At 73.9% G+C, this 15,862-nt stretch carries 16 protein-coding genes; 6 read left to right on the top strand and 10 right to left on the bottom strand.

The features are described from left to right. The first annotated feature begins 43 nt into the window (after window positions 1–43). Entirely contained in the window at window positions 44–463 is a 420-nt protein-coding gene (locus tag ABEA53_RS10200; RefSeq protein WP_345481034.1) for a phage holin family protein, read from the top strand. On the opposite strand, the gene ABEA53_RS10195 is transcribed toward ABEA53_RS10200, so the two are convergent. Next, a complete protein-coding gene (locus tag ABEA53_RS10195) occupies window positions 405–1,835 on the bottom strand; it encodes an alpha/beta fold hydrolase (protein WP_345481032.1) in 1,431 nt (476 codons plus the stop codon). The genes ABEA53_RS10200 and ABEA53_RS10195 overlap by 59 nt on opposite strands. Next, window positions 1,832–2,047: a hypothetical protein gene (locus tag ABEA53_RS10190; protein ID WP_345481031.1), complete on the bottom strand. Its 216-nt coding sequence runs from the start codon at window positions 2,045–2,047 to the stop codon at window positions 1,832–1,834. The genes ABEA53_RS10195 and ABEA53_RS10190 overlap by 4 nt, the downstream gene beginning before the upstream one ends. Window positions 2,048–2,160: 113 nt before the next feature. Between ABEA53_RS10190 and purB the strand changes: the two genes are divergently transcribed. Further along, window positions 2,161–3,543, top strand: coding sequence for an adenylosuccinate lyase (gene purB, locus ABEA53_RS10185; RefSeq protein ID WP_345481030.1), 1,383 nt, complete (start codon window positions 2,161–2,163; stop codon window positions 3,541–3,543). Between the two features lie 109 nt (window positions 3,544–3,652). Next, window positions 3,653–4,846 carry a hypothetical protein gene (locus ABEA53_RS10180; RefSeq protein WP_345481029.1) on the top strand — a complete coding sequence of 398 codons (1,194 nt, stop codon included), beginning with the start codon at window positions 3,653–3,655 and terminating at the stop codon, window positions 4,844–4,846. Here ABEA53_RS10180 and ABEA53_RS10175 read toward each other — a convergent pair. The 8 genes from ABEA53_RS10175 to ABEA53_RS10140 form a co-directional block, all read right to left on the bottom strand. Then, a complete protein-coding gene (locus ABEA53_RS10175) occupies window positions 4,843–5,112 on the bottom strand; it encodes a hypothetical protein (protein ID WP_345481028.1) in 270 nt (89 codons plus the stop codon). The two genes, ABEA53_RS10180 and ABEA53_RS10175, sit on opposite strands and share 4 nt — an antisense overlap. Next, the gene (locus ABEA53_RS10170; protein WP_345481026.1) at window positions 5,109–5,672 is read right to left on the bottom strand and encodes a hypothetical protein; all 564 of its coding nucleotides are present in this window, start codon (window positions 5,670–5,672) and stop codon (window positions 5,109–5,111) included. Before ABEA53_RS10170 ends, ABEA53_RS10175 begins: the two co-directional genes overlap by 4 nt. Window positions 5,673–5,754: 82 nt before the next feature. After that, window positions 5,755–7,134, bottom strand: coding sequence for a replicative DNA helicase (gene dnaB / locus ABEA53_RS10165; protein WP_425550618.1), 1,380 nt, complete (start codon window positions 7,132–7,134; stop codon window positions 5,755–5,757). A gap of 424 nt (window positions 7,135–7,558) precedes the next feature. Then, window positions 7,559–8,017 (bottom strand): 50S ribosomal protein L9, encoded by a 459-nt coding sequence (gene rplI / locus ABEA53_RS10160; RefSeq protein WP_345481025.1) that lies wholly within the window; start codon window positions 8,015–8,017, stop codon window positions 7,559–7,561. Between the two features lie 14 nt (window positions 8,018–8,031). Beyond that, the gene (gene rpsR, locus ABEA53_RS10155; protein WP_345481024.1) at window positions 8,032–8,289 is read right to left on the bottom strand and encodes a 30S ribosomal protein S18; all 258 of its coding nucleotides are present in this window, start codon (window positions 8,287–8,289) and stop codon (window positions 8,032–8,034) included. 45 nt (window positions 8,290–8,334) lie between these two features. Next, the gene (locus ABEA53_RS10150; RefSeq protein WP_345481023.1) at window positions 8,335–8,907 is read right to left on the bottom strand and encodes a single-stranded DNA-binding protein; all 573 of its coding nucleotides are present in this window, start codon (window positions 8,905–8,907) and stop codon (window positions 8,335–8,337) included. A 6-nt stretch (window positions 8,908–8,913) separates the two neighbouring features. Next, window positions 8,914–9,321, bottom strand: a complete 408-nt coding sequence (rpsF, locus tag ABEA53_RS10145; RefSeq protein ID WP_345481021.1) for a 30S ribosomal protein S6 — start codon at window positions 9,319–9,321, stop codon at window positions 8,914–8,916. Window positions 9,322–9,528: 207 nt separating this feature from the next. Beyond that, a complete protein-coding gene (locus ABEA53_RS10140) occupies window positions 9,529–10,965 on the bottom strand; it encodes a CCA tRNA nucleotidyltransferase (RefSeq protein WP_345481019.1) in 1,437 nt (478 codons plus the stop codon). 105 nt (window positions 10,966–11,070) lie between these two features. On the opposite strand from ABEA53_RS10140, the gene ABEA53_RS10135 reads away from it, so the two are divergent. From ABEA53_RS10135 to trxB, 3 genes are all read left to right on the top strand, one after another. Next, complete coding sequence (locus ABEA53_RS10135) at window positions 11,071–13,092, top strand: DUF6049 family protein (RefSeq protein WP_345481018.1); 2,022 nt, start codon at window positions 11,071–11,073, stop codon at window positions 13,090–13,092. Continuing rightward, window positions 13,089–14,708 (top strand): murein biosynthesis integral membrane protein MurJ, encoded by a 1,620-nt coding sequence (gene murJ / locus ABEA53_RS10130; protein WP_345481017.1) that lies wholly within the window; start codon window positions 13,089–13,091, stop codon window positions 14,706–14,708. Before ABEA53_RS10135 ends, murJ begins: the two co-directional genes overlap by 4 nt. A gap of 99 nt (window positions 14,709–14,807) precedes the next feature. After that, on the top strand, window positions 14,808–15,839 hold the full coding sequence (gene trxB / locus ABEA53_RS10125) for a thioredoxin-disulfide reductase (RefSeq protein WP_345481016.1): 1,032 nt from the start codon (window positions 14,808–14,810) through the stop codon (window positions 15,837–15,839). Window positions 15,840–15,862: the final 23 nt, after the last annotated feature.

Here is a 15,862-nt window from a genome sequence, read left to right as displayed (position 1 = left end):
GCCCCCCGGCGCATCCACGACCGCCGGCTGCCATAGTGGTCCGATGCGCCGCTTCGTCGTGCGCGCGATCGCCAACGCGATCGCGCTGTGGCTCACGACCCTGCTCTTCTCGTTCCTCTGGCGCGACGCCGGGGTGCGCGTCGTCTCGTACGAGTCCGGCGACGTGATCGCGACCGTGCTCACCTACCTGCTGCTCGGCCTGATCTTCGGCCTCGTGAACGGGGTGCTCGGCACCGCGATCCGCATCGTCGCCTTCCCGCTCTACCTGCTGACCCTCGGGCTGATCTCCCTGGTCGTGAACGGGCTGCTGTTCCTGCTCGTCGCCTGGATCAGCGACGTCATCGGCTTCGGGCTCGTGGTCGACGGGTTCTGGTGGGGCGTGCTCGGCGCGCTCGTGGTCGGCGTCATCGGCTGGGTCCTCGGTCTCGTGCTCCGTCCGCTGTCGGGCCGGAACCAGGACTGACCCGCCGGGCCCGCCAGCGCGTGGCGGTGCCCTCGCGGCCGTCGAGGAACGGGCCGAGCCGGTCGCGGAAGGCCCGCACCCTCGCGTCGCCGGACGCCTCCGCCTCCGCGGTGGTCCGCCGGTAGGCCCCGAGGTCGTGCGCCGGGAAGGCCGCCGTGGCGGGTGACGTCGGGCGCCCGAACCCGCCGCCGGGCAGCGACCGCCGGATCACGAGCCGTCGCAGGCCGGCGGCGCCGGACGCGGCGGTGCCGCCCAGGACCGGCACCAGGTCCTCGTCGTGCTCGACCGCGAGCACCGGCACGTCCTCCGGCAGGACCACCTGCCCGGTCGGGCCCCCGAACTGCACGACGCCGCCGACCTCGTACCCGCCGTCCTGCGCGACCCGCACCGCGTCGAGCGCACCCTGCGAGTGCCCGACGAGCAGCACCGGCTCGTCGGCGCCGACGCCGGCGGTGCGCATGGCCTGCAGCACCGCCTCCTCCGAGTCGCTGGTGCGGTGGGCGACGCCGAGCACGTCGGACGCGAGGTCGAAGGGCTCGTCCCCGCTGTCGCGGTCGAAGGTGACCGTGCCGGCGATGTAGACGATCCAGCGGGTGCCGTCGGCGTCGTCGTACCGCTCGATCCGCACCTGGCCGCCGGGCTCCGAGCCGTCGGGCAGGCGGTCCGCCAGCTCGGCGAGCCGCCGCGGCGAGCGCACGGCCCGCTCGGAGGTCGGCACCGTGCTGAGCCGGGCTCCCGCGGGATGGAGCAGCAGCGCCGCGAGCAGGGCGCCGATCCCCTCGCTGCCGATCGCCCCCGCCGGGTCGTCGGACACGAGGTGCTGCGGGGTCTCGAGCAGGAGGGCGCCGCGCACGCCGTCGTCGAGGGACGCCGCGGCGAGCGCGAGGGCGCGGAGCAGCACCGGGTCCGACTGCGGTGCCAGCCGGCCGGTCTCGATCGTGCGCTGCACCGTGCGCGCGGCGACGAGCAGCGCCGCGAGCTCGAGCACGCCGCCGGCGACCAGCACCGGCCCCGCCGCTCCGAGCACCGGGACCGACAGGCGCATGAGGGCGCCGGTGACCGCGGCCGCCGCAGCGGCCGCACCGCGCTGCCCGTCGAGGACCAGGTGCTCGACCCCGCCGTACCGCAGCGCGGCGGTGCGCAGGCCGTCCGCGGCGGCCTCCGCCTCCGCGGTCGCCCGCCGCAGCAGCACGACCGCCTCGTCGACGTGCCTGCGCGGGAGACCGTCGGGCAGCCCGCCCGCGCAGGCCGCGGTGCGCGAGGCGATGCCGGCGAGCGCGTCCTGCGCCGTCGCCAGCCGGTGCGCCGCCTGCACCATGGCGTCGGTGTCGACGGCGATCGTGCCGCCGCCGGAGACGGAGGGCCCGCTCATCCGGACGCCCGGGCTGCGGCGAGCGCCGCGGCGATCGTGCCGAGCAGGTCCGCGAGGCGCCGTGCGGCGACCTCGTACTCCTGCGCGGTGAGCGACTGCCAGCCGGGCAGCTCGGGGGACGGCAGCGGCACCGCGCGCACCAGCTGCTCGAGGCGCAGGAGCTCGAGGAGGTCGGCCGCGTCCGGTGCGGCGAGGGAGGGGTCGGGGAGCACGCGGGAATCCTCCGCTCCCGGCTTCGCGCCGGGAGTCCTGAGGGACCGGATCGGGGTGGGGAGGAGCGGACCGCGGCGCCCGGGGAGAATGGGGGCAGCCGAAGGAGGCCCCGATGCCCGCTCCCGCCGACCAGCCGCTCTCCCCGCTCGACGGCCGCTACCGCGCCGCGACCGCGCCGCTCGCCGTCCACCTCTCCGAGGCGGGCCTCAACCGCGCCCGCGTGCGCGTCGAGGTCGAGTGGCTCATCGCCCTGACCGACGCCGGCGTCGCCGGCACGTCCGCCCTCTCCGACGAGCAGCGCGCCGGCCTGCGCCGCGTGGTGACGGAGTTCGGCGCCGACGACGTGGCCGAGCTGGCCGCGCACGAGGCCGTCACCCGCCACGACGTGAAGGCCGTCGAGTACTACCTCCGCGACCGGCTGCCCGCGCTGGGCCTCGAGGGCCTCGCCGAGCTGGTGCACTTCGCCTGCACGAGCGAGGACATCAACAACCTGGCGGTCGCCACGACCGTGCGCACCGCCGTGCAGGAGGTGTGGGTGCCCGCCCTCGACGCGGTGCTCGAGAAGCTCCGCGGGCTCGCCCTGCGCTGGGCGGACGCGCCGATGCTCGCCCGCACCCACGGCCAGCCGGCGACCCCGACCACGATGGGCAAGGAGCTGGCGGTGTTCGTGCACCGCCTCGCCCGCCTCCGCGAGCAGGTGCTCGCCGTCCAGGTCACCGGCAAGGCGAACGGCGCGAGCGGCGACTTCGCGGCGCACGTCGTCGCCGTGCCGGACGTCGACTGGCAGGCGCTGACCCGCCGCTTCGTCGAGGGCCTCGGCCTCGTGTGGAACCCGCTGACGACGCAGATCGAGTCGCACGACTGGCAGGTCGAGCTCTACGGCCGCATCGAGCACGTCGGGGGCGTGCTGCACAACCTCTGCACCGACGTCTGGCTCTACATCGCCGAGGGGTACCTGATCCAGGTGCCGCAGGCGGGCGCGACCGGCAGCTCGACGATGCCGCACAAGGTGAACCCCATCCGCTTCGAGAACGCGGAGGCGAACCTCGAGCTCGCGGAGGGCGTGCTCGGCACCCTGCGCCGCACGCTCGTCACCTCGCGCTGGCAGCGCGACCTCACCGACTCCAGCACCCAGCGCAACATCGGCGTCGGGCTCGGCCACGGCCTGGTCGCGCTCGACAACCTCGCCCGCGGGCTCGGCGAGATCGAGCTGGACCGCGACCGCCTGCTCGCCGACCTCGACGCCAACCAGGAGGTGCTGGGCGAGGCGGTCCAGACGGTGGTGCGCGCGGAGATCGTCGCGGGGCGCAGCGAGGCCGCCAACCCGTACGAGCTCGTCAAGGAGCTCACCCGCGGCCGGCGCGTCACCGCGGAGCGGATGGCGGAGTTCGTGGCCGGACTGGGTCTCGACGACGCCGCGGCGCAGCGACTGGGCGCGCTCACGCCCGCCGGCTACACGGGACTCGCGGAGCAGCTGGTCGACCACGTCCGCTGACCGTCGAGACGATCGCGGATGCGTGCAGCGTGGACCCGTCGGGCCTGCACGGAAAGTTCCCCGAGATCTGGGGCCGCCGTGGACAGGGCGGTTCGGACAGGCTCGTCGGGTGACCATCCAGCGTGCATCGACCTCCGTCCGCCGCCCGGCGGACGGGAGGCGGCACGCGCTGCCTGTCGACGAGGCGGCCGCTCCCGCCCGTCCGGCCGACCGGCGCGACGACCTCGGTCTCGGTCTCCGCATCCTCTTCGTCGGCACGGGGCTCGACCACGGCTGGAACGGCGGTCGCCGGCACGCGCCGACCGCCGCGATCGCGGCGAGCGTGCGCGCGATCACCGGTCGCTCCTGCGAGCTCGACCTCGTGGGCGACCCGACGGCGGACGGGGAGGCCGTCGCCGAGGACCTGCACGCACGAGCCGGCCGGCACTACGACGGCGCCGTCGTCGCGGTGGGGGCCGCGGACGCCATGCGGCTCACCCCGGTCGCCGACTGGGGCGCACGCATCGTCGACCTCGTCGACGTGGTGCAGGCCGCCCTGCCCGCCGGGGCCCCGGTGCTGCTCGTCGGCGCACCCGCGGTGCACGTGCCGACGCGCGTGCAGCCGCTGAACCCCATCGCCCTGCGGCACGCCGCTCGGCTCGACCGGGTCGCGCACCGGCTGGCGCAGATCCGTGCAGACGTGACCTACCTGCCCGCACCGCCGCTCGCGAAGCTGGTCGGCCGGCGCGCGGGCGGCGACCTGCACGCCGCCTTCAGCCTGCCCATCGCCTCCGCGTTCGCGAAGTCCCTGCGCGACCGCGCCGCGGCGGTCGCGGTCGTCCGGCCGGCGCCCGGCCAGCGCGTCGACCGCCGAGTGCTGGTCGACGCCGCGCGCACGGGCGCGCTGTCCGCGCTCACCGACCTCGTGCGGCGGGCGGCGGACGAGTTCGGCGTCGCGGAGGCGGCCATCTCGCTGTTCGACGGCGAGCGGCGCTGGCGCATCACGAACCACGGCTCGGGCCCGGCGGCCGAGACGCAGTCGCTGACCTGCTGCGAGACCGTCGTCACCGCGGGCGAGCCGCTCGTCGTCGCGGTCGACGCGGCACCCTGCTTCCCGGCACAGGCCCGCGCCGGCCTGCCCGTGCCCGTCTTCTACGCCGGGATCCCCGTCCACGCCGAGGACGGCTCCGCGGTGGGCGCCCTGTGCCTCGTGGAGACCGACCCGCGCCTGACGGGTTCGGTGGACGTCGACCGGCTGCGCGACTTCGCGCACGAGGCGGAGCGCGTGCTCCGCGCCGCCACCGCGGGGCCCCTCGTCCGCTAGGAGCGGTCGCGCCGACGGCGGCGCGAGGGCCGCTCGCGGTCGAGCACGGGCCCCTGCTGGTCGCCGTCCTGCGCGGTGCCGCTGGCGAGGGCCAGCATGGCGAGCACGAGCAGCCCGACGATGAAGGCGACGCCCGCGAAGATCAGCGACAGCTCGATGGAGCGGCTGCCGAGGAAGCCGACGCCCCCGGCGAACACGCCGAGCACCGCGGCCATGCCGACGAGCTCGAGCGGCTTCATCCGCTCGCGCCACGAGGGGCCCGTCACGCGCGGACCGCCCGACGACGGAGGTTGGCGGCGGAGATGCCGAGGTACACGGCGACGATCGCGCCCCACGCGGCGAGCACCCCGACCGCGAACAGCGGGTCCGAGTTCAGGATGATCAGCAGCACCCCGACGAGCGCCTGCAGGCCGCCGACGACCACGGCGTCGCCCGCGAGGTCCGCGCGCTCGGAGCGGCGCAGGCCGCCGACGATCTCGAGCGCGCCGAGCAGGAGGAACACCAGCGCCTCGAGCGGGCGCAGCACGTCGATGCCGCCGTCGACCCCCGTGAGCGCGATCACGCCGCCCACGAGCGACACGAGCGCACGCACGAGCACGAGCGCGCGACCGACGCGGGACCAGGCGAGGCCCGGCGCGCAGACGGCGAGCACCACGGCCTGCACGATCAGGTAGCCGCCGAGCACCAGCAGGCCGAAGCGGGCCGGGTCGCCGTGGTCGAGGGCGAAGGTGACGACGATCGCGAGCCCCGCGGCGACGATCGCCCGCACGGCGACCGCGAGCGGCGTCGAGACCGGGAAGCGGGCCGGTCTGGTCGTCGTGCTCACGTGTCCCTCCCGGCCCCGGGGATCCGCGGGCCGAGGATCAAGGGTACGGCCGGGCGGCCGTCCCTCCGCCCGCAGCGCTGGGTCAGACGGCGGCGATGTCGGCGAACCGCGAGTACCGGCCGTGGAAGGCGACCGTGACGGTGTCCGTGGGGCCGGCGCGGTGCTTCGCGACGATCAGGTCGGCGTCGGGGTTCGGCTGGTCGCGGTCGTAGGCGCTCTCGCGGTGCAGCAGGATCACGATGTCGGCGTCCTGCTCGATCGAGCCCGACTCGCGGAGGTCCGAGATCGCCGGGCGCTTGTCCGCGCGCTGCTCGGAACCGCGGTTCAGCTGCGACAGCGCGATGACGGGCACGCCCAGCTCCTTCGCGAGCAGCTTGAGCGCCCGCGAGAACTCGCTGATCTCCTGCTGCCGGCTCTCCACGCGCTTGCCGCTCGACATCAGCTGCAGGTAGTCGATGACGATCAGCTTCAGCCCGTACTTCTGCTTCAGCCGCCGGCACTTGGCGCGGATCTCGACGAGCGTCATGTTGGGGCTGTCGTCGATGAAGAGCGGAGCGTCGTTGATGCGGCCGCGGGTGGCGGCGATCTTCGTCCAGTCGTCGGCGCTCAGGCGGCCCTTGCGCATGTCCTGCATCGAGATGGTCGCCTCGGCGGCCATGAGCCGCATCGCGATCTCGCTCTTGCCCATCTCGAGGGAGAAGAAGATCGTCGGCATCTGCGCCTTGACGCTCGCGTGCCGGGCGAAGTCGAGCGCGAGCGTCGACTTCCCCATCGCGGGACGCGCGCCGATGATGATCATCTGGCCGGGGTGCAGCCCGTTGGTCAGGTCGTCGAGGCCCTTGAAGCCCGTCGGCACGCCGGTCAGCTCGCCGTCTCGCCCGCTCGCCGCCTCCATCTCGTCGATGGCGATGGTCACCGCCTCGGAGAGCGGCGCGTAGTCCTCGGTGGCCGATTCGCGGGCGATGCCGAACACCTCGGCCTGGGCCTGGTTCAGCAGGTCGAGCGCGTCGCCCTGCGCCTCGTAGCCCATCTGCGCGATGTGCGTGCCGGCCTCGACGAGCCGCCGCAGCACGGCCTGCTCGGCCACGATCTGGGCGTAGTACCCGGCGTTCGCCGCCGTGGGCACGATGTTGGTGAGCGTGTGGAGGTAGGCCTCGCCGCCGGCGCGCTGCACGTCGCCGGTGCGTCCGAGCTCGTCGCCGACGGTGATCGCGTCGGTCGGCTCGCCGCGCGAGTACAGGCTCAGGATCGCCTGGAAGATGACCTCGTGCTTCGGCACGTAGAAGTCGGCGCCGACGACGACCTCGAGCACGTCGGCCACGGCGTCCGTCGACAGCAGCATGCCGCCCAGCGCGCTCTGCTCCGCGAGGAGGTTGTGCGGCGGGGTGCGCTCCTTGCGGTTGGACCGCTCGCCCCACTGGTCGTCCGGGGGTGCGGCGGTGTCCCACTCCGTCATCGACATGCGTTCGAGCACCCCTTCCCTGCACGGCTTCCGGGCGGCGACGCCGCCGTTCCGGTCCCACCGTGGTCTAGCACCTGGCCCGGACACACCGACGCGCCGCGGACCCGCAGAACCTACGCGAGGGGGTGTGCACGGCCTTGTGGACGACGCGCGGGAAGTCCGGTCGTGCACATGTGGAACGCCTGTGGACAACCAGTCGCGGAGAACCCTGCGAGCGGGCCGTGTTGCCGGTCTGATCAGGTCCTTCGACAGTGCACAGGGGCACCTGGGGATAAGTGGCGACCGGAGATGGGCCGCCGCTGTCGGCGGGCGTGTCGCGGTCCGACCGCCGTCGGCGGCCCGGGCGGGGGCCGCTGCCCGCCGGGGACGCGAACGGCGCCGGCCCCCCGAGAGGGACCGGCGCCGCGTCGATGCTGCAGCAGGCTCAGCGCTTGCCGACGACCTCCAGCGTGAGGGACGCGGTGACGTCCTCGCGGAGTCGGACGGTCGCCTCGTGGGTGCCGACCGAGCGCACCGGGGAGGTGAACTCGACGGTGCGGCGGTCGATCGAGCCGAGGCCCGCCGCCTCCACCGCGTCCGCCACGTCGGCGGTCGAGACGGAACCGAACAGGCGGCCGGCCTGACCGGTGCGCACCGGGATGCGCACGGCCTGGGCCTCGAGGCGGGCCTTCTGGGCCTGCGCCTCCTCGAGCGACGCCGCCGCGCGGGCCTTGCGGGCCTTCGCGATCTGGTCGACCTGCTTCTGGCCGCCGCGGGTCCACGCCGTGGCGAGGCCCTGCGGGACGAGGTAGTTGCGGGCGTAGCCACCCTTCACCTCGACGATGTCACCCGCGCTGCCGAGGCCGGAGACCTCGTGCGTCAGGATCAGCTTGGTGTTCGACATGTGCCGTCCTCCGATCAGCGGCCGGAGCCGGAGTAGGGGAGCAGCGCCATCTCGCGCGCGTTCTTCACGGCACGAGCGATGAGTCGCTGCTCCTGCACGGAGACGCCCGTGATGCGGCGGGCGCGGATCTTTCCGCGCTCGGAGATGAACTTGCGGAGGGTCGCGACGTCCTTGTAGTCGATCGGCCCGACCTTGATGCGCTTCGCGGGAGCGAGCGGCTTGCCGCCCTTGGTCCGCGGCTTGCGGCTGTCGCCGCGCGCCTTGCCTGCCATGAGGTGTCCTTTACGTCAGAAAGAGTGTGAGAGGGGACGGGAGGCCTAGAACGGCGTCTCGTCGTCGTATGCGCCGGGCGTGGACCAGCCGTCGTTGCCGCCACCGGAACCGCCGCCGGAGCCGCCCGAGGGCGCGCCCCACGGGTCGCTCTGCGGCTGGGACTGCGGACGACCGCCGCCACCGCCCATGCCGCCGCCACCGCCACCGCCACCGCCGCCGACCTGGCCGCGGCCACCGCCGCCGCCGGATCCGCCGCTGGAACGCGTGACCTGCGCGGTCGCGTAGCGGAGCGAGGGGCCGATCTCATCGACCTCGAGCTCGATGGAGGTGCGCTTCTCGCCCTCCTTCGTCTCGTAGGAGCGCTGCTTCAGGCGCCCGGTCGCGATGACGCGGGATCCCTTCGTCAGCGATCCCGCGACGTGCTCGGCGAAGTCGCGCCACACGCTCGCACGGAGGAACAGCGCTTCGCCGTCCTTCCACTCGTTGCTCGCGCGATCGAAGTTGCGCGGCGTGGAGGCGATCGTGAAGTTCGCGACCGCGAGCCCGTTCTGCGTGTAGCGCAGCTCGGGGTCGCTGGTGATGTTGCCGACGACCGTGATGATCGTCTCGCCCGCCACGGCCGACTACCTCGGGGAGGAGGTGCGGGGCGGGCGGGGGCCGCGGGAACCGCGGTCGGGGCGCTCGCTGCGCTCCGGACGGGGCTCGCCGGCGTTGTCGTTGGGCTTGCCGACCACGGCCACGGCCTCGTCGGCGCGCAGCACCTTCGTGCGCAGCACCGCCTCGGACAGGCCCAGCTGGCGGTCCAGCTCCTGCGTCGTCGCGCTCGTCGCGGTCAGCTGCACGACGGCGTAGATGCCCTCGGTGTGCTTGTCGATCTCGTACGCCAGCCGACGACGGCCCCAGATGTCGACGCCGTCGACGGTGCCACCGTCGTTGCGGATGACACCGAGGAACCGGTCGAGACTGGGTGCGACCGTCCGCTCGTCGATGCTCGGGTCCAGGATGACCATGAGCTCGTACTTCTGCGTCACTACCCCACCTCCTCTGGTCTAGACGGCCACGGACGATCCGTGGCAGGAGGGTGTGAAACCGTGCGCGGGCATGCTGACGCCGCCCGGGCAACCGCAACAGGGTACACGGCCGCGTGGTCGCCCGCCTCCCCGGCCCGATCGGCAGGGATCCACGAGCACGGCCGCCGCGGCGCTCGGGACCCCGGGCGGCAGTCGGAAGGCGACGGTTCAGCCGGCCGCGGAGCGCTCCGCCCACCAGGTGCGGAGGCGCCGGACGGCCTCCTCCTCGCCGAGCGGCCCCTCGTCCATGCGCGTCTCGAGCAGGAACCGGTACGCCGCCCCGACGTCGGGTCCCGGTCCCACGCCCAGCTCGCGCATGATCGCCTCGCCGTCGAGGTCGGGCCGGATCGCGTCCAGCTCCTCCTGCGCGGCGAGCTCGTCGATCCGCCGCTCCAGGTCGTCGTACGCGGTCGCGAGGCGCCGCGCCTTCCGCTCGTTCCGGGTCGTGACGTCCGCCCGGGTGAGGATGTGCAGCTGCGGCAGCAGGTCGCCGGCGTCGCGCACGTACCGGCGGACGGCGGAGTCGGTCCAGGCGCCCTCGCCGTAGCCGAAGAACCGCTGGTGCAGCTCGATCAGCTTGGCGATGCGGTCCACCTCCGCGTTCGGGAAGCGCAGGGTCTTCAGGCGCTTGCGGGCCAGCTTCGCGCCGACCACGTCGTGGTGGTGGAAGGTCACGAGGCCGCCGGCCTCGAAGCGCCGGGTCGCGGGCTTGCCGATGTCGTGCAGCAGCGCCGCGAACCGCAGCACGACGTCGGGCGCGCTGCCCGGGAACCGCTCGTGCTCGAGGTCGATCGCCTGCTGCAGCACCTGGAGGCTGTGCTGGTACACGTCCTTGTGCCGGTGCTCGCCGTCCCGCGTCAGCCGCAGGGCCGGCAGCTCGGGCAGCACCAGGTCGGCGAGCCCCGTGTCGACGAGCAGCTCGAGGCCGCCGACCGGGTGGTCCGTGGAGACGAGCTTCACGAGCTCCTCCCGCACCCGCTCCTGCGACACGACCTCGATGCGCGGCGCGAGCGCCGTCATCGCGCGGCGGCCCTCGTCGTCGAGCACGAAGCCGAGCTGCGCGGTGAACCGGGCGGCCCGCAGCATCCGGAGGGGGTCCTCGTCGAAGGACTCGACGGCGGGGGAGGGCGTGGTCAGCCGCCGCTCGAGCAGCGCCGCGATGCCGTCGGTCGGATCCACGATGGCGAGCGACGGCAGCCGCACCGCGATCGAGTTCACGGTGAAGTCCCGCCGGCGCAGGTCGCCGTCGAGGGTGTCGCCGAAGACGACCTCGGGCTTGCGCGACGAGGGGACGTAGGCGTCCTGGCGGTAGGTCGTCACCTCGACCGAGTCGCCCGCCACGCGCACCGCGACGGTGCCGAAGGCCCGCCCGACGTCCCACATGGCGGAGGCGACGGGCTTCAGCACCGCGGCCGACTCCTCCGGCCGGGCGGAGGTGGTCAGGTCGATGTCGGTGACGGCCCTGCCGAGCAGCGCGTCCCGCACCGGTCCGCCGACGAGGGCGATCTCGTGACCGGCCGCCTCGAACGCGGCCACCACCCGGCGGACGGACTCCCGCTCGGCGAGCGCGGTCAGCCGCGGCAGAGCAGCGGCGACCGGATGCATGCCCGCAAGCCTAGGGAACGGGCGCGGCATCCCCCTCTCGGGGGTCGCCTTCCGTACACTCGCCGCCATGTCGGAGCCCCTCGAGCGCGCGCCCGGCATGGAGCGGTGACCGCCCGGCGCCTCCTCGCGGCTCTGCTCGCCGCGGCCACCGCGACGATCGGGCTGGCCGCGCAGCCGGCCGCCGCGGCGACCTCCACGTCCACGACCTCGGTCGTCGTCGCGCCCGACCGGGCCGGCGTCGTCGACCCCGACCGCGGGCTGGGGGTCAGCGTCACCGTGACGAACTCCGGCTCGACGCGCCTCGCCGCCGGATCCCTGGCGTTCTCCCTCGACTACGCGCCGGTCGCCAGCACCGCCACGCTGCTCGGCTCCATCGCGAAGCCCCCGGAGGCGCTGCAGGGCCAGCTCGCCGCAGCGAACGTCGACGTGCCCGCGCTCGACCCGGATTCGAGCCGCACCCTCCGCGCGACCCTCAGCAAGAAGGACCTCTCGACGCTGCTCTCGAGCAGGAGCGGTGCCCGCCGGCTCTACGTGCAGTACCTGACCGGCCAGGACCGCACCATCGCGGTCTCGTCGATCACGAAGATGACGAAGGGCGACGGAGCGACCGTCGGCTTCGGCACCGTCATCCCCGTCGTCGCGCCGAGGACCACCACCGGTGTCGTGGAGGTGACGACCCAGCAGCAGCTCGTGGCCGACGACGGCGCCTGGAGCCGCGCGCTGCTCGCCGCGCAGGCGGCGCCCGCCGCGACCGTCGCGCTCGATCCGGCGGTGCTCGCCTCCATCCGGCTCGCGGGCTCGAGCGCGCCGTCGGACGTCACCGCGTTCCTCGAGCGGCTCGGGCAGCTGCCGAACCAGTTCGTGCGGCTGCCCTACGCGGACGTCGACGAGACGCTCGCGCGCGCCGCCGGCGTCGATCCTCGCGCCGACGTGAGCTTCACCGGGGCGACCCTCCAGACCGCTGCGGGGGACGACGCCGCGCCCGCCCCCGCGCCCACCCAGGGCACCAGCGACGCCGTGCCCACCGAGCTCACCGCCTGGAACTGGTCGGACCAGGCGGTCTCGTGGCCGGTCCCGCACACCGCCGGTCCCGGCGACGTCTCGACGCTCGCCCGAGGCGGGTCGACCCTCCTGCTGCCGTCCGACGACGTGACCGACTCCCCGGCCCGCCGCACCGCCGGTCCGCTGGCCGACGTGCCCGGAGGCCGGGTGCTCGTGTCCGACACCACCGCCTCCTCGCTGCTCGCCGCCGCGAGCGGCGAGGGGCAGTCCGCCGCTTCGGCGCTCGCGACGCTGACCGGCGTGCTGGCGACTGCGGCCGCGACCCGGGAGACGTCGGCGCTGCTCGCCACGACCGGCCGCAGCAGCGACGGCCCGGACCTCGATCGCGCGCTCGCCCTGCTCGGCCGGCAGCCCTGGATCCGCATGCGGTCCCTCGCCCAGCTCGGCGGCCAGACCACCCGCGTCCGCGTCGGGCTGAAGGACGCGACGACGCGCGCCTCGGTCGTCGCGACGGCCCGCTCCCTGACGGAGCGGGAGCGCCCGGTGCAGGAGCTGCGCAAGGCGATCACGGCGAACGCGGGCACCGTGATCGCTCCGCAGCGCCTCGCGCTGCTCGGCATGCTGTCGGCCGCCTGGCGCGGGGACGACTCGGCCTGGCGGGCCGGAGCGGCCGTCGCGGAGAAGGCCTTCACCGACGTCGCGAAGCGGGTCCACGTGCTCAAGGGCTCCGACAGCAACGCGATCGGCACCGACGGGATCCTGCAGGTGACCGTGTCGAACGAGCTGCCGGTGCCCGTGCGGGTCCGCATCGATCCGAGGGTGAGCAACGGCCGCCTCCAGTTCCAGAGCACGTCCGACACCACCGTCGACATCCCCGCGAGGTCGAACAAGCTGAGCAAGCTCGCGTTCAAGTCGATCACCAACGGCAGCACGGACGTCACGCTCTCCCTGGAGGCGCCGGACGGGACGACCATCGGCGACAGCGTCACCCGCCGCGTCAGCGTTACCGCCGGCTTCGACACCGTCGTCGCGGTCGCGCTGATCAGCGCGCTCGGCCTGCTGCTCGCGCTGGGCATCTACCGGAACATCCAGCGCCGCCGCCATCCGAAGGCGGCCGAGGCATGAGCACCGGCGTCGGTCGCGCGAGCGCGCTGCTCGCCTCCGGGACCATCGTGTCGCGCATGCTCGGGTTCGGCCGCAGCTTCGTGCTGACGATCGTCTTCCTCGGCACGATCAACCCCGCCGGCAACGCGTTGACGCTGTCGAACCAGATGCCGACGAGCCTCTACGCCCTGATCGGCGGCGGCCTGGTGAGCGCGGTCCTCGTGCCGCAGACCATCCGCGCGAGCAGGGGTGCGGACGGCGGCGCCGCGTACATCAACAAGCTCGTGACGATCGCGGTGGTCGCGGTCGGCGGGCTCACGGTGCTGCTGACGATCGCGGCGCCGCTGCTCATGCGCCTGACCGTCAGCGACGACACGACCTACGCCATCGCCGTGCCGCTCGCCTACTGGTCGATGCCGCAGATCTTCTTCCTCGGCATGTACGCCGTGCTCGGCGAGGTGCTCAACGCCCGCAAGCGCTTCGGCGCGTACACCTGGGCCCCGGTCGCGAACAACGTCGTCGCGATCGCGGTGCTGGTGCTGTTCCTCGGCGTGTTCGGCACGGTGCCGGCTGACCGCACGACGGCGCTGCCGCCGGCGCAGACCGCGCTGCTCGCAGGCGGCACCACGCTCGGGCTGGTCGTGCAGGCGCTGGTGCTCGCCCTGGTCTGGCGCCGGGCCGGCCTCTCCTACCGGCCCGACTTCCGCTGGCGCGGCGTCGGCCTGCGGGCCACCGGGCAAGCGGCGGGCTGGACCTTCGCGATGCTGGTGCTTACGCAGGCGGCGGGCTTCCTGCAGAGCTTCGTGGTGAGCACCGCGAGCAGTCCGACGACGGCGTCGTCCACCGCGCTGCTGAACGCCTGGCTGCTCTTCATGCTGCCCCACTCGATCATCACGGTCTCGCTCGCGACGGCGTTCTACCCCCGCATGAGCGAGCACGCGGCGGAGGGGGACACCGCCGCGGTCCGTGACGACCTGAGCACCGTGCTCCGGCTCGTGCTGATCACCATGGGTGCCGCGACGGTGGTGCTCGTCGCCGCGGCACTGCCGGTGACCGCGATCTTCAGCGGTGCGACGCAGTACCTGACGATCGCGCAACAGACGTACGCGGTCGCCCCGGTCCTGATCGCCTACGTGCTGGGCCTCCTGCCCTTCACCGTCCTCTACGTCGTGCAGCGCGGGTTCTACGCCCTCGCCGACACCCGCACCCCGTTCCGGTTCACGATCACCCAGCTGCTCGTCGTGGTCCCGGGGATCCTGCTCTGCCTCCTGCTGCCCCTGGAGGTGCGCGCAGCCGGCATCGCCCTCGTGATCTCGATCGGCGGCACGCTGCAGCTCGTCGTCGCCACGCGGCTGCTCCGCCGCCGGCTCGGCCCGCTGCTCGACCCGCACCTTTCGGCGGCCGTGCGCCGCGTCGTCATCGCCGGCGCACCGGCGCTCGTCGTGGGCCTCGCCGTGCTGGCCCTGCTCGGCGGGTTCAGCAGCGGCTGGCCCGTGCAGTCCCGACTCGGCGGCTTCGGCGCCGCGATCCTCGTCGCCGCCGTCTGCGGGCTGGTCTACCTCGGGGTGCTGGCGCTGCTGCGCGCCCCCGAGCTGCGCCTCGTCACCGACGTCGTGCGGTCCCGCATCCGGCGCTGAGGCGGTCGCCCCCGGACCGGGGAGGGCCCGCCCGGCCCGGAATAGGCGCCCGGCCGTTATCGTTCCAGCCCCTGCACGTTCGAGAGCGAGGAGCGAGACATGCGCCAGGTGATCATCATCGGTTCGGGCCCTGCGGGCTACACGGCCGCGATCTACGCCGCGCGCGCCCAGCTGGCGCCCCTCCTGATCGCCAGCTCGGTCGAGGCCGGCGGCGAGCTCATGAACACCACCGAGGTCGAGAACTTCCCCGGGTTCCCCGAGGGGATCATGGGCCCGGACCTGATGGAGAACATGCTCCAGCAGGCCAAGAAGTTCGACACCGAGGTCGTGCTCGAGGACGTCACCGCCGTGGAGCTCGACGGCGACGTCAAGCGCGTCCACGTGGGCGAGGGCAGGTCGCACAAGGTCTACGAGGCGCTCACCGTCATCGTGGCCAGCGGTTCGGCCTACCGGAAGCTCGGCGTGACCGGCGAGGACCGCCTGTCCGGCCACGGCGTCTCCTGGTGCGCCACGTGCGACGGGTTCTTCTTCCGGGGCAAGGAGATCGCGGTCGTCGGCGGCGGCGACTCCGCGATGGAGGAGGCGACCTTCCTCACGAAGTTCGCGGACAAGGTCCACGTCATCCACCGCGGCGACTCCCTGCGCGCGTCGAAGATCATGCAGGAGCGCGCGTTCAGCGACCCGAAGATCGAGTTCCAGTGGAACGCGAAGATCGACGAGATCACGGGCGGCTCGCTCGTGGACGGCGTGCGGCTCGCCTCCACCAACGGCGGCGAGGACCGCGAGCTGCCGTTGAACGGCGTCTTCATCGCGATCGGCAACGACCCGCGGACGGACCTCGTCAAGGACCAGCTCGAGCTGACCCCCGAGGGCACCATCAAGGTCGACGGACGCTCGTCGCGCACCTCGATCCCCGGCGTCTTCGCCGCGGGCGACGTGATCGACCCGACCTACCGCCAGGCGATCACGGCGGCCGCCTCCGGCACCGTCGCGGCGCTCGACGCCGAGCACTACCTGGCGTCGCTGTCCGGCGACCTGCTCGCGCAGGCCAAGGGCGACGCGAAGCCCGGCGAGGCCCCCGCGGCCGGCGCCACGTTCACGCCTGCCGGCGAGCTCGTCGGCCGGGCGTAGAGTTCCCCCTCGTCCCCACCTCT

Source organism: Amnibacterium soli, assembly GCF_039544415.1.
Taxonomy (GTDB): domain Bacteria; phylum Actinomycetota; class Actinomycetes; order Actinomycetales; family Microbacteriaceae; genus Amnibacterium; species Amnibacterium soli.
Note: the sequence above shows the minus strand (reverse complement) of the source record. Positions and strands in the feature narration are given on the sequence as shown.

Coding starts and splice junctions, on each gene's coding strand:
- ABEA53_RS10200 (WP_345481034.1), top strand. CDS start 44: ATGCGCCGCTTCGTCGTGCGCGCGATCGCCAACGCGATCGCGCTGTGG.
- ABEA53_RS10195 (WP_345481032.1), bottom strand. CDS start 1,835: ATGAGCGGGCCCTCCGTCTCCGGCGGCGGCACGATCGCCGTCGACACC.
- purB (WP_345481030.1), top strand. CDS start 2,161: ATGCCCGCTCCCGCCGACCAGCCGCTCTCCCCGCTCGACGGCCGCTAC.
- dnaB (WP_425550618.1), bottom strand. CDS start 7,134: ATGTCGATGACGGAGTGGGACACCGCCGCACCCCCGGACGACCAGTGG.
- rplI (WP_345481025.1), bottom strand. CDS start 8,017: ATGTCGAACACCAAGCTGATCCTGACGCACGAGGTCTCCGGCCTCGGC.
- rpsR (WP_345481024.1), bottom strand. CDS start 8,289: ATGGCAGGCAAGGCGCGCGGCGACAGCCGCAAGCCGCGGACCAAGGGC.
- ABEA53_RS10140 (WP_345481019.1), bottom strand. CDS start 10,965: ATGCATCCGGTCGCCGCTGCTCTGCCGCGGCTGACCGCGCTCGCCGAG.
- murJ (WP_345481017.1), top strand. CDS start 13,089: ATGAGCACCGGCGTCGGTCGCGCGAGCGCGCTGCTCGCCTCCGGGACC.
- trxB (WP_345481016.1), top strand. CDS start 14,808: ATGCGCCAGGTGATCATCATCGGTTCGGGCCCTGCGGGCTACACGGCC.